The organism is Pedobacter sp. HMWF019, assembly GCF_003061025.1.
In the GTDB taxonomy this organism is placed as follows: domain Bacteria; phylum Bacteroidota; class Bacteroidia; order Sphingobacteriales; family Sphingobacteriaceae; genus Pedobacter.
In genome coordinates, this window is record NZ_QAIL01000117.1 from 1 (window position 1) to 14,290 (window position 14,290).

Below are 14,290 nucleotides of genomic sequence, written 5' to 3' on the forward strand. Positions count from 1 at the left end.
AGCTATATTTGTTCATGGAATTAGCAGAAGGTAAACAGAAATTTATTGAAGCATGGGGTAAATTGGGCTCTGAATGGGGTATTAATCGTACCATGGCACAAGTGCATGCTTTGTTGCTGGTGTCTCCTGAAGCTCTGACTACTGAGGAAGTGATGGAGACTTTAAATATTTCCAGAGGAAATGCCAATATGACTTTAAGAGATTTGATCAATTGGGGACTGGTTGAAAAGCAGCATAAACCTGGGGAACGCAAAGAATTTTTTTATGCAGATAAGGATACCTGGAATATTGCCCGGCAGGTGGCTAAGGAACGTAGAAAGCGGGAATTGGATCCGGTGTTAAAATTACTTGCTGAGTTGACGAAAATAGAAGGGGATGCCAAAGATCCTGAATTTAGAACTTTTAACAAGTCTGTAACTGATATTAATAAACTAGCAAAAAATGTGGATAAAACCCTCGATACGATGCTTAAAGCTGAAGAAAGCTGGTTTTGGGGCTCTATTTTTAAAATCTTCAAGTAAGATTTTTTTTAAATTTTATGTTTCAATTTTTTCTGAAAATTCAATAAATATAAATAGATGGTTACTGACGATATGAAAACGTTAAAAAAACACTTGATCTTGTTTGATGCGGAATGTCCAATGTGCAGTATGTATACCCAAGCATTTGTAAGTGCTGGTTTGTTGGAAAAGGAGGGTAGAACAGCTTATCAGGATTTTCCGGAAAATGTCTGCCCACAGCTTGACCGGCAAAGGGCTGTAAATGAAATTGCGTTGCTGAACCAGGAAACAGGAGAGGTAACGTATGGTGTTCAAAGCCTTTTTAAAGTTATAGCGGTTGCAATTCCTTTGCTTAGACCCTTGTTTAATTTTAAGCCTTTCCTGTGGTTAATGGCAAAGGTATATGCTTTTATTTCTTATAATCGCAGGGTTATTATTCCTGCGAATGAGCAGGCAAATTCTTTTGCCTATCAGCCAGCGTTTAAATTAGGCTACCGGCTTTCCTACTTGATCTTTACCTGGCTAATCACCTCTTTTATTCTTTCTCATTATACGGGCCTGATGAGTGGTTTATTACCTGCAGCGCCTTTTTATCGTGAGTATTTGGTTTATGGTGGTCAGATTCTTTTTCAAAGTCTTATTATTTGTACTGTTGATAAAGATAAATACTGGAATTATCTTGGAAATATGATGACCATTTCTTTTGCTGGTGCGCTATTGCTGTTGCCGGTCTTAACCTTATCCCATTGGATGAGCCTTCCGGCCATTTTTTATGCAGGATGGTTCTTAGTGGTCGCTGGACTCATGTTTCTGGAACACATTCGCAGGAGTCGGCTACTCAAGATAGGCTGGACACTTAGTATCAGCTGGGTGATCTATCGTATGTTAATTCTTTTAATTATTTTGTTATGAAATACAATAAAGTTGTGCTGGCTGGAGGCAATGGATATCTTGGACGGATATTGACAGGCTATTATAAACCTCTTGCTAAAGAAGTGATTATTTTAAGCCGGACAGTACAGATAGCTGAAGGAAATGTTAGAACTGTGCTATGGGATGGAAATAGGGAGGGGGAGTGGGCTAAAGAACTGGAAGGAACGGATTTGCTTATCAATCTTTGTGGAAAAAATGTGAATTGCAGGTATACGCTTAAAAATCGTGAAACTATTGTTTCTTCACGTGTGGTCCCAACTATGCTTCTGGCAGAGGTAATTGGTAAATTGATTCAGCCACCTGCTTTATGGATAAATGTTACCTCAGCAACCATCTACCGCCATGCGGAAGACCGCCCGCAAGATGAAGTGCATGGAGAGATCGGTTATGGTTTTTCTATAGAAGTTTGCAAAAAGTGGGAAGGTGTCTTTTTTGACGCTAAGACACCACAAACGAGGAAGGTTGCGCTGAGAATGGGAATTGTTTTTGGAAGAAGTGACGGTGCTTTTCCCCGTTTGCTCAATCTGGTAAAGTTTGGTTTGGGAGGAAAACAGGGGGATGGGCAACAATATGTTTCCTGGATCCATGAACAGGACGCGGCAAGGTGTACAGAGTGGTTATTGGAACATCGAGAAATAGAGGGGGTGGTAAACTGTACAGCGCCACAACCCGTAAAGAATACAGATTTAATGAAAATCATTCGTAAAGCATATGGGATCCCTTTTGGCTTGCCTGCACCAGCCTGGTTTTTGGGCATGGGGGCATTACTGATTGGAACTGAAACAGAGTTGATTTTAAAAAGCCGTTGGGTTATGCCAGGCCGGCTCCTGGATGCGGGATATCCATTTCTGTTTCGTGAAACGGAGCATGCGGTAAAGGATATCTTAAGTATTCGGGTTTAGTTATGTTACTTAAGTAAAATATGTATCACATGAGTGGTATCAAGTTGATATTTTTATAAATTTATCCGTACCAAATAAGAGAAATATGATCAGACGGAGTTTTATAAAAAAAGCTGGGATTACTGCAGGAGGTTTATTGTTGCACAATACCTTGCTTAAGGCAGTAAGCTTACCTTTTGAAAGCAGGAAAATTAATATTGCAGTTATTGGCTGTGGCGACAGGGGAACGGGGCTTATGCAGGTATTAAAACAAATTCCTGACCTGTATCAGATCAAGGCCATTTGTGATGTTCTTGATTTTCGTTTGGAAAATGGCCGGAAGATAGTACCTGGAGCTTTGGCTGTTAAGGATTATAAAACAATCCTGGAGTATAAAGATATTGATGCTGTATTGATCTCTGTGCCTTTAAATATGCATTTTCAGATCGCTAAAGATGCTTTACTGGCTGGTAAACACGTTTATTTGGAAAAAACAATGACTTACAACATTCCCCAGGCTTTAGAACTGGTGGCTCTGGTCAAGTCAAAGCCTAAACAGATCTTACAGGTGGGACATCAATACAGATATACACCACTTTATTTCAAGGTTAAAGAGATGATCGATCAGGGGTATCTGGGTAAGGTAACGCAGATTGATTGTCGCTGGGATCGTAATGGAAGTTGGAGAAGACCTGTTCCTGACCCTTCGCTGGAACGACAGATCAACTGGCGGATGTATAAGGAGTATTCTGGTGGGCTTCCGGCAGAATTATTATCCCATCAGATTGATTTTATCAACTGGGTTTTTGATACGCATGCCGATGAAGTCATTGCAACAGGGGGTATTGATTTCTATAAAGATGGGAGGGAAACTTATGATAACGTACAAGCTGTGCTGCGATATAGTAAAGAGCACATGATCGGAAACTTTGGGGCTACTTGTGCCAACAGTCATGATGGCTACTTATTTAAGATCAAGGGTTCAAAAGGAAGTATTTCCCTTTTGGTGGATGAGGGGATATATTACCCGGAAAAGGAAACTTTAAAAAAATACAATCAGACCGTTGATGGTGTAACGGGTGCAACCAAAATTACATGGAATAAAGATGGCGGTATTCCAATTCTTACAGAACCAATCAAAGATGGATCCTGGTATGCATTAACTGATTTTCATAAGTGTGTGACGACTGGACAAATGCCAACTTCAAATGTATTTACGGGATCTAAGACTGCGATAAGTGTGCATATGATCAATAATGCCCTTTTTGGAAATGCGATAGAAAACTGGAAGCCCGGATATAATGTATGATTCCTCTATTGGAGAAGACTCAATGCCTTTTTAATGTCCAGGTCTTGTTTATTGTTGACATCTTCAGGATTGTACAATACCATGTAATCAGGAAAAATTCCATGTCCAAATACAGGGGGGTAGCATAATCTTTTCTCATGCTTTTCACAGATATTTTTTGATGATTACGGCTGACAATGAAACCGGACTTTTCTGATACTCGGCTGCATTTAATAGAGGTATCCAAAACAGGAAGGAGAATAGCCCATTCTGGCAAAATTGAACTCTAATTTATTTTAGGTTATTGTTAAATCAAACAATTTAGCAAATAACAAGATGGCTGTGCAAGGTGATTATAGATTCAAATGTAGTTTACGCAAACGTTTGTGTTTTAAATATTTTACATTATTTTTGGAATCCGTTGGACTCCTTGATATATTCACCCTGTGATAAAATAGGTGATTTTGGAATCTTATAACGATCTTATAGATAGTCAATTAGTAGATCTGCTGAAATTGGGAGATACTGCTGCCTACGCCGAAATCTACGATAGGTATTGGGGGATTTTATACCGTTATTCCAGAAAAGTGCTCTTCAATGAAGATGAAGCGGAAGATGTGGTTCAGGATATTTTTGTAATGCTTTGGACTAAGTCTTTAGATTTGGATATCAGGGTGTCTCTTTCATCTTTTCTGTATACTTCTGTTAGAAACCGGATACTTAAACATTTTGAAAGAAGTAAAGTCCGTAATAATTATCTCAATTCACTGGAAAAATTTATCGATGAAGGTAAATGTATTACAGATCATTTGGTTAGAGAAAATGAACTGGCATCCAGAATCGAAGCGGAATTGGCTCAATTGCCAGCCAAGATGCGGGAAGTGTTCGAATTAAGCCGTAAGGCGCATCTTTCTTATAAGGAGATCTCAGAGAAATTAGAAATTTCGGAACTTACCGTTAAAAAACAGGTAAGTAATGCGACAAAGGCATTAAGAATCAGATTAGCCGATACCTTCAATTTCTTTTTCACATTTTTTTAATTTTTTTTTCGTTGGTTCTACTACTTTGATCTAAGCTACGGTTCTTTACCATATGCCGGCATGATCACTATTGTTCTTGATACTGGCAATATGTAAATGAAGGTTATATAAATGGAGAATAGAAGAGCCGATAAATTATTAAATAAATACCTGAAAGGAGAGGCTTCTGTAGAGGAGAAAGCTCTTGTAGAAACCTGGTTTTTGGAAGAGACTCAGGAAAAAGCAACAGAGTTTACCGGGCCTGATTATGAGAGGGTGAAGAATAAATTATGGGAAAATATTCAGCAACAAAATACCCGGCCAAAACCAATTAAGCCCCTGTGGCCACGAATTGCAGCGGTTGCTGTAATTTTATTGGTTACTGGAATTGGGATATATATGATGAGCAACAGATCTTCTCACAAAACACCATCCTCCACTTTTTATGCTAAAAATGATATTTCTCCGGGATCCAATAAGGCTATTTTAACTTTGAGTGATGGATCCAAGATTTCACTTACGGATGCTGAAAATGGAAAAGTAGCTGATCAGGCGGGAATTTCAATTACAAAAATAGATGGCAGATTGGTTTATGAATTGAAAGATCCTGTAATGAAATCGGGTTCAGGTCAGACTAAAATTCTAAATAGCATTTCAACACCTAAGGGTGGGCAGTACCAGATCAATTTGCCTGATGGCACTAAAGTATGGTTGAATTCTGCATCATCTCTGAAATTTCCTGCAACTTTTAAGGGATTTCGGGAACGTAAAGTGGAGTTGGAAGGGGAGGCCTATTTTGAGGTGTTTAAGGATAAAAAGAACCCGTTTAAAGTACTCAGCAAGCACCAGGTTGTGACGGTATTTGGAACGCATTTCAATATCAATTCTTATGCGGATGAACAAAGTACCAAAACAACTCTTCTGGAGGGCTCCGTATGTGTCTCATCTGCGATGATGAGGAATGTGAAGATAGAAAGGCAATCACAGCACTTTCTTAAGCCTGGTCAGCAATCTACCTTAAACAATACCTCACCAGAAAAAATAGATATAACAGCTCCCAGTCTTGATCATGTAATGGCCTGGAAAAATGGATATTTTCATTTTGATAATGATAACTTGTATACGGTAATGCGTCAATTATCAAGGTGGTATGATGTTGATGTTGTTTACCAAATCAAAAGCTCAGATGATGAGTTTATAGGTGATATTCCAAGATCGGTGAATTTATCTGAGGTATTGAAGATCCTGGAGGATGATGGTGTTCATTTTAGAATTGAAGGAAAGAAAATAATTGTAACCAAATAACAGAGTTTTAATTTAAACCATTGTGTATGAACAAATAACTATCTAACCAAATCCTATTCGGTAAAGAATAACCGGACCCTGGTTGCAACAGGATCCGGTAGGATTCCATCCGGATAAATCAGAATGGAAAAAAGTCCAGGAAGATCTCAAAAAATACCTTGTTAAATAATTTATGAATTAACCCAAACATTCAAAAGTATGAATTTAAATTTATGCAGGAAAGCCTCTTTTAAGAGGAGGCTCTTCTCATCTAAGAATTTATTGGCAATGAAACTCACAATTGTCCTGTTAATTATCGGATGTCTCCAGGTTTCGGCTGAAGGATATGCACAGAAAATAACTATTTCGAAGAAGAATAGTACGTTTAGCAGCCTTTTTGAGACAATCAAAAGGCAGAGTGGTTACAGTTTCTTTTATAATAATAAATCTGTAAAAGAGGCGGGAAAGGTTAGTGTGGACCTTAAAGATGCCAGTATAGACGAAGCTTTAACCGCAATTCTTAAGGGGCAGCCTTTTACCTATATGATCATGGACAAGATGGTCGTGATCAAAAAGGAAATTCCGATAGTCAGTAGGCCGATGGAATTTTTTATTAATTTAATAAATGTACACGGTTTGATAACTGATATGGATGGAATTCCTTTACCGGGGGCTTCAGTCCAGATCAAAGGAACTAAGGAAGGAACAACTTCCAGTTCAGCAGGCCAGTTTTCAATAAATGCTAAAGAAGGTGACGTATTGATTATTAAGTACATTGGTTATGTTACAAAAGAAATCACAGTGTCTTCGTCGAGTACTGCAATGACCATTGTACTGGAGGCAGTTAAACAGAATCTGGATGAGGTGGTCGTTACTGCATTAGGGGTTAAACGGGCAGAAAAATCTTTAGGATATGCTGTACAACGAGTTTCCGGAAGTGCGGTTCAAACGGTGAAAGGAGTTGATCTGGGCACTTCTCTAACAGGACGGGTAGCGGGATTGGTGGTAAAGAATTCTACAGAGTTCAATGCGAAGCCAACATTAGAACTTCGTGGTGAATCCGCAATACTTGTTGTAGACGGTGTGGATTACGATAATTTAAGTCTGAGAGATATTCCCACTGATGATATTGAAAGTATAGATGTTTTAAAAGGTCCAACGGCTTCCGCTTTATATGGGGCAAGAGCTAAAGGTGGGGTCTATTTAATTACAACCAAGAAAGGGGCAGCAGGTAAGGGCTTTTCTGTTGATGTAAATAGCAATACTATGCTGCAATTGGGGTATTTGGCACAGCCAAAGGTTCAAAGTTCTTATGGACGGGGTCAAAATGGTAAAATTGATAATGATTATGTTTGGGGTCCTAGGCTAAATGCTGAAAATACGGCAAGGGACTGGAATCCGGTAACCAAGCAGTTTGAAGATAACAGGCCATTGTTGTCTGTGGGCAAAGACAACCTTAAAAATTTTATGAGTACAGGTATTGTGGCAAACAATAATGTAACCATAGCGCAAACAGGCGAGAATGGGAGTTTTAAAATTGGTCTGAACCACATCTACAATAAGGGGCAGTTCCCTAATCAGCAATTGAATATGATGAACATAACTACTGGTGGGGAAATTCGGATCAACGATAAATTTAAAATCGAAAGCCATATGGGTATCAGCCGTCGTTCCGCACCACAAATATGGGGTAGTGGATATGGGAATCAAGGATACTTATACCAGTTGGTGATGTGGACGGGGCCTGAATATGATATCCGGGATTATAAAGATTATTGGGTGGTTCCTAATAAAACACAAAACTGGATGTATACCAATTGGTATGATAATCCTTATCTGATCGCAAATGAGAAGTTGAACGGGATACAGGAGAATACAATGAATGCAAGTGTTATTGCGAATTATTCCTTTACTCCGGATCTGAACCTGATGCTTCGGATTGGTTACGATAATTATAACAATAGAAATACCATGCGGAATCCGACCTCTAATATTTTTTCTACACGTGGTGGATGGAATGCAAAGGGAATGTATAGTATTACAGATTCGAAAGGATATAGTACAAGTAACGATCTGATCTTAACCTATAAAAAGAAAATCAATAAATTCTCCTTTGAGGGATTGGCCGGGGGTAACTTCTTTCATAAAGAAGATGAAACCTTTAGCGGAACAACAAAGAACGGATTGATTTCTCCTACTTTCTTTTCTCTTTTGGGTTCGGTAGAACCTGTTACAGTAGGACAGAGTTTTACGCCTAAGGAAACAAGCAGTTTATATGGCAGGGCATCTCTGGGATGGAATGATGCAATATTTTTAGATTTTACAGGTAGAAATGATTGGTTGTCTACCCAACCAAAATCAACGAGATCCTATTTTTATCCTTCTCTGGGCTCAAGTGTTGTGATCTCTGAATTGGTTAAAATGCCAGAACTTGTTGATCTTTTTAAAGTACGGGGATCTTTCGCTGTATTTAAAACTCCTGCAGGTATTTTTGCAACCAATCGCGCATATAGCACCACTACTGCAGCATGGAATGGACTAAATTCTGCAAGTTATCCGTCTTCTTTACTTGGAAATGGAGATATTCTGCCAAGTTCTCAACGTACCTGGGAAATTGGAACTGCTGGTTATTTGTTTAAAAAGCGACTTCATTTTGATGTTGCTTATTTTAATAAGTATTACTACAATCAGCAAACTCAGGCCACCATTCCTTCTTCGTCTGGATTCTCAAGCACATTGATTAATACGGCGGAGACATATACCAGAAGAGGGCTGGAGATTTCTGTAGATGGAACTGTTATTAAAAGCAAGGATTTTGGATGGAATTCAATGATTAACTGGTCGAATCAACATAGATATTATGATAATTTGGATCCTGTTTATTCTGCTGATAACCCTTGGGTTAAGAAAGGACAGCGACTGGATACTTATACGGCAACTTACTGGTTAAGGGATCCAGAAGGAAATGTGATCCATTCTAGTGGTTATCCTGTGGAGAGTGATTATGTGAAAAAGTATGGTTATGGAGAACCCGATTTTAGCTTTGGATTTATCAATAACTTCAATTATAAGAACTGGTCCCTGGGTATTAATATTGATGGTCGTATTGGAGGCTTAATGTATAATTATCTGTATGATAAAATGTGGGATAGCGGAACAAATCCTGAATCTGATAATCAATACCGCTATGATCAGGTGGTGAATGGTTTAAATAACTATGTAGGTAAAGGTGTCAAAGTGGTGTCTGGAAGTGTGAGCTATGACAAATATGGTAATATAACCAGTGATACCAGGAAGTATGCAACTAATGACGTACAGGTAGGTTATCAGGACTATGCACAGAGTTTTAGAGGAGGGGATATGGGAATTCAGAAGGAAACTTTTATCAAGCTCCGTGAAGTATCGCTCGGCTATAATTTCCCGTCGAAATTTGTGAACAAGCTTGGTTTAAAAAGAGCTTCATTCTCTATTACAGGGCAGAATTTATACCTGTGGACCAAATTTAAGTTTTCTGATCCCGATGTAGATACAGAAAACCTGAACTCGCCTTCGCAACGCATGCTTGGCTTTAACATCAGAGTAGGACTTTAATTGTGATTAATATAAACTTTATGAAGACTAGATTTTTAACATATGCCCTGTTATTGTTTTTATTAGCAATCGTAGTAAATGGTTGTAAGAAATATGATGATATCAATACAAACCCAAATACAACTACACAGGTAAATTCAGCGATGCTAGCCACTACAATGATCCTGAATATAACGCGAAGTGACATCAGTACTCAGAAATCTTTTATGCAGCCCTTTTTATTGGGTAAATATCTTACTTGGGGTGAAGGACAGGAAGGTTTTCAATACAATAAATTAGGGAGAACTGACTTTGGTCGGATAACATCGCTTCGAAATATACCGCCGATGATTAACTATGCGACTAGCGATGGATTGAAAAAATCATATCAGGGATTAGGCCACTTTATGAGGGCGTGGCAGTTTTTTATGACCACAATGCAGGTAGGAGATATTCCTTATACCGATGCGGTAAAAGGGGAGAGTGATAACATTTTGCAACCAAAATATGATACTCAAAAGACTGTCTTTCTTGGGATATTGAATGAGCTGGACCAGGCTAACCAATTGTTTGCCCAGGGAAGTAATTTTGAAGGTGATCCAGTATATGCAGGTAAAGTTGAGAACTGGAGAAGATTGACCAATAGCTTTGAGTTACACGTCCTGATAAATTTGTATAAAAAGACAACAGATGCTGATCTGAAAGTTATTGACCGTTTTAAAGATATTGTAAATAACAGGCCACTAATGCGGGATTATAAAGATAACTTTGCTTTGGCTTACAATGCTACTGCTGGTCAAAACTATCCCTGGTCAGATGTCCCTGCAGGATCTGGGAATTCTTTTGTTAAATCTAACTATACCATGCTATCTAATGTATTGCTTGGGCCATTGAAACTGTTGAAGGATAAAAGGTTGTTTTACTATGCTAAACCTTCCCCTGTTAGGATCGCATCCGGATTAACAGAATCTGACTACGATGCTTACCCTGGTGTCGAACCTTCGGATGCATTTTCGAGCCTGCAGACAAGAAGGGTAAATAAAGACTATGCAGATTTGAATAACCGCTACGTTCAGTTGGTCAATGCGGAGCCAGTAGCTGTATTTAGTTACTGGGACCTTCAATTTATTCTTGCTGAAGCAACGGTTAGGGGCTGGATCAGTAGCGTTCCTGCTCAAAGCTATTATGCTGCAGGCATTACAAATTCCATGAATTTTATCGCGGTTAACACACCTGACCTTACAGACTATAATCACAGTATGAAAATGGATGCAACTTATATTAATGCTTATCCATCTTTACAAGGAGTAGTGCTCTCTGGAACAAGTGAACAGCAAATTGCCCAGATCATCACTCAGAAATATCTGGCCAATTTCCTTCAGGGAAGTAAATATTCTGCTTGGTTTGAAAATAGAAGAACGGGATATCCGGTGTTTACCTTAAATCCTGTAACAAATTTAAATACTCCCGCATCAAATTTTCCATTACGATGGCTTTACCCTTCCAATGAACTGGATTACAATTCTGTAAATTTATCTGCAGCAGTTAAAAGCCAATATGCAGGAAGTGACGATACGAATCAGACAATGTGGATTCTAAAAAATTAAGTATTTTGCCAGCCTGCCGGAACCCTTCCAGGTACCGGCAGGTATTTATTGCATAACAAGTATGGACAACAGAAGAGATTTTATAAAGAAAGCATCGCTGTTAACAGGAGCATTAGGTCTTTCGAGTATTTTGCCGCCATCTATTCAAAGGGCGTTGGCTATAGATCCCGAGGTAGGAACGAGTTACCTGGATGCGGAACATGTGGTTTTTCTGATGCAGGAAAACCGCTCTTTTGATCATGTATTTGGTGCGTTGAAGGGGGTTCGTGGATTTAACGATCCAAGAGCAATCCGGCTTGCGAATAACTATCCGGTTTGGTTGCAAAGTAATAAAAAGGGTGAAACCTACGCGCCTTTTAGATTAGACATTAAAGATACAAAGGCCACCTGGATGAGCTCGCTTCCGCATTCGTGGGATAACCAGGTAGATGCCAGGAACAAAGGCTGGCATGATGGCTGGCTTGATGCAAAACGTTCAGGAAATAAAGAATATGCGGATATGCCATTAACCATGGGCTATTACAATAGACTGGACGTGCCTTTCTATTATGCGCTGGCTGATGCTTTTACGGTTTGTGACCATAACTTTTGTTCTTCTTTAACAGGGACGAGTCCAAACCGTTGCTTCTTTTGGACGGCAAAAATTAGAGAACAACAACGCGCGGATTCGAAACCGCATTTGTCAAATGATAATATAGATGGGTCTGAAAGGATTTCCTGGAATACATTTCCAGAACGGTTGAGTAGCCATGGCGTAGACTGGAAGATTTATCAAAACGAGTTGAGCGTCGGCGTTGGCTTTGAAGGAGAACAGGATGACTGGTTGGGAAATTTTACAGATAATCCACTGGAATTTTTTAAACAATATCATGTAAAGAGACATCCTGAACACATCGCTTATTTAAAAAGGAGCGGGAAGGAACTGGAGCAAAAGCTTCAGGTAAAACCAGATCCTAAGCTTCAGAAGAAATTGGACTGGGTAAAAAAAGAACTGGATTTTCTGGAGCAGAATCCATTGGATAAATTAAGCCCGGAAGAACAGGATATTCATCGCAGGGCTTTTGTAACAAATCGAAAAGACCCGGATTACCATAGTCTGGAGAAGATTACCTATGATGACCATGGTACCCAGCGGACAGCTAACGTTCCCAAAGGGGATGTTCTCCATCAATTCAGAGCAGATGTAGACAGTGGTAAGTTACCAACGGTATCCTGGTTGGTCGCTCCATCTAATTTTTCTGACCACCCAAGTGCGCCATGGTATGGGGCATGGTACCTTTCTGAAGCTATAGATATTCTGACCAAAAACCCGGAAATCTGGAAGAAGACTATATTTATCTTAACCTATGATGAAAATGATGGGTATTTTGATCATATGCCACCTTTTGTGGCGCCAAATCCCAAAGATCCGGCCACAGGTCTGGTCTCTAAATCTTTGGATGTTAGTGCTGAATATGTGTCTGGTGAAAAAGAAAGTCCGATTGGTTTGGGTTACAGAGTACCGATGCTTGTCGTTTCTCCGTGGACGCGAGGCGGGTATGTGAATTCACAGGTCTTCGACCACACCTCTTCGATTCAATTTTTGGAACACTTTTTAACACATAAAACGGGTAAGAAGATCCATGAGGACAATATTACCTCCTGGAGAAGAAGTTTGTGCGGTGATTTAAGTTCTGTTTTCAGACCGTATCATGGTGAAAAGATAGCTTTTCCGGAGCCCATAAAAAGAGCGCCTTTTATTGAAGGTATCCACAAGGCAAAATTTGCTAAACTGCCGGATAATTATAAAAAATTAACGGCCCAGGAAATTACCGGAATTATGAAGTCGCCAAAAGGTAATACACTTCTTCCTCAACAAGAAAAAGGGATTAAGCCAGCGAATATTATACCTTACGAAATCTACGCACATGGAAGTTTGGACCACGCTAAGGGGCAGTTTGAAATTGCATTTACTGCGGGCAACAAATTTTTTGGAAAAGCGTCTAGTGGGGTTGGGTTTAATGTGTATGGTGGTGGGCGTTATTGGGCCTTTACGGTTGATGCGGGAGATACGCTAAACTATAACTGGCCATTGGAGATGTTTAAAAACCAGCAATATGATTTGAAGATATACAGTACAAATGGCTTTCACAGGAGGTATAAGGGGGATGTAAATGATCCCGAATTATCTGTGGCTGTGCTATATGATCCACAAAAGAAAAATTTGCAGTTGAAAATAATCAGAAAAAATAAACAGCAGGAATTAAAATTTACTTTGGAAGACCTATCCTATGGACAGCCAAAGCACGAGATTATATTTCCAGCGAACCGAGGTGACATGGTGGAGACTATTGTTCTGGGCAATAACCACAATTGGTATGATTTTATTTTACGAACAGATCAGTACCCAGCTTTCAGTCAGCAGTTTGCCGGGCATCTTGAACATTTAAAAGAGAGTTTTACAGATCCACTTTTGGGCGACGCTGTTTCTTAAAACGCTTCATAGATTGATATCAAACGTTTGCGCAGCTTTATAAGTGGTGAAAAGATTTGGTTTGAATAATTTACCCATTATTTAAACTAAATCTTTTGTTATAAACCGAAATAGTCCTTGAAAGTTTACGCTGAATTTCCGGATAGTCAATTGATCAAACGTTTGAAAGAAGGTGATAATGTAGCCTTTACAGAAATTTATGAACGTTATTGGGAATTTCTTTATCAGGCTAGTTACAAGATTTTAAAGGATTCAAATGTCTGTGATGATCTTGTGCAGGAAGTTTTTGTCTGGTTGTGGCTTAATCGGAAAAAACATCTTACTGATGCTTTAAAACCCTATCTGTATGCTGCGGTAAAATATAAAGTACTTAACGTCATCCGGCATGGAAAAGTGAAAGAAGCTTTCTTTGCAAGAGCTGTTGAAAGTTATGTGGAGGTTGCTGCAGATGAAAACACATTAGAGGTAAGAGAACTTAAAGAGATTATTGCGAAATTCACACAGTCACTACCGGAACGTGCCGGACAAATCTTTCATTTAAGCAGAAACGAATTTCTCACCAATAAAGAAATAGCCGAGAAGCTAGGGATATCTGAAAAGACGGTTGAGAACCAAATGAATATTAATCTTAAAAAACTAAAGGTCTCCCTGGGCAGGATGTCTTTCTGGTGCATTTTTTTGTAATACACATAGGACCTGTATTACTGAGAAAAATTTTTTTTCATTTGGCTTGGG

General features: G+C 39.1%; 10 protein-coding genes. All 10 read left to right on the top strand.

The annotated features are described in order from the left end of the window. Nucleotides 1–521 (top strand): GbsR/MarR family transcriptional regulator (locus DBR11_RS07355; protein WP_233260679.1); only part of this gene is annotated, 521 nt, incomplete at its 5' end. Between the two features lie 72 nt (nucleotides 522–593). Next, a complete protein-coding gene (locus DBR11_RS07360) occupies nucleotides 594–1,412 on the top strand; it encodes a DUF393 domain-containing protein (protein WP_108551137.1) in 819 nt (272 codons plus the stop codon). After that, nucleotides 1,409–2,335, top strand: a complete 927-nt coding sequence (locus DBR11_RS07365) for a TIGR01777 family oxidoreductase (RefSeq protein WP_108551111.1) — start codon at nucleotides 1,409–1,411, stop codon at nucleotides 2,333–2,335. The genes DBR11_RS07360 and DBR11_RS07365 overlap by 4 nt, the downstream gene beginning before the upstream one ends. Before the next feature lie 85 nt (nucleotides 2,336–2,420). Further along, nucleotides 2,421–3,623: a Gfo/Idh/MocA family protein gene (locus tag DBR11_RS07370; RefSeq protein WP_108551113.1), complete on the top strand. Its 1,203-nt coding sequence runs from the start codon at nucleotides 2,421–2,423 to the stop codon at nucleotides 3,621–3,623. 437 nt (nucleotides 3,624–4,060) lie between these two features. Further along, nucleotides 4,061–4,642 carry an RNA polymerase sigma factor gene (locus DBR11_RS07380; RefSeq protein ID WP_369974424.1) on the top strand — a complete coding sequence of 194 codons (582 nt, stop codon included), beginning with the start codon at nucleotides 4,061–4,063 and terminating at the stop codon, nucleotides 4,640–4,642. A 111-nt stretch (nucleotides 4,643–4,753) separates the two neighbouring features. Continuing rightward, nucleotides 4,754–5,926 carry a FecR family protein gene (locus DBR11_RS07385; protein ID WP_108551118.1) on the top strand — a complete coding sequence of 391 codons (1,173 nt, stop codon included), beginning with the start codon at nucleotides 4,754–4,756 and terminating at the stop codon, nucleotides 5,924–5,926. A gap of 267 nt (nucleotides 5,927–6,193) precedes the next feature. Continuing rightward, a complete protein-coding gene (locus DBR11_RS07390; RefSeq protein WP_199233788.1) occupies nucleotides 6,194–9,496 on the top strand; it encodes a SusC/RagA family TonB-linked outer membrane protein in 3,303 nt (1,100 codons plus the stop codon). Nucleotides 9,497–9,516: 20 nt separating this feature from the next. Beyond that, nucleotides 9,517–11,082 carry a SusD/RagB family nutrient-binding outer membrane lipoprotein gene (locus DBR11_RS07395; protein WP_108551122.1) on the top strand — a complete coding sequence of 522 codons (1,566 nt, stop codon included), beginning with the start codon at nucleotides 9,517–9,519 and terminating at the stop codon, nucleotides 11,080–11,082. 61 nt (nucleotides 11,083–11,143) lie between these two features. Beyond that, nucleotides 11,144–13,555: a phosphocholine-specific phospholipase C gene (locus DBR11_RS07400; protein ID WP_108551124.1), complete on the top strand. Its 2,412-nt coding sequence runs from the start codon at nucleotides 11,144–11,146 to the stop codon at nucleotides 13,553–13,555. Between the two features lie 117 nt (nucleotides 13,556–13,672). Continuing rightward, complete coding sequence (locus tag DBR11_RS07405) at nucleotides 13,673–14,239, top strand: RNA polymerase sigma-70 factor (protein WP_108551126.1); 567 nt, start codon at nucleotides 13,673–13,675, stop codon at nucleotides 14,237–14,239. Nucleotides 14,240–14,290 lie beyond the last annotated feature (51 nt).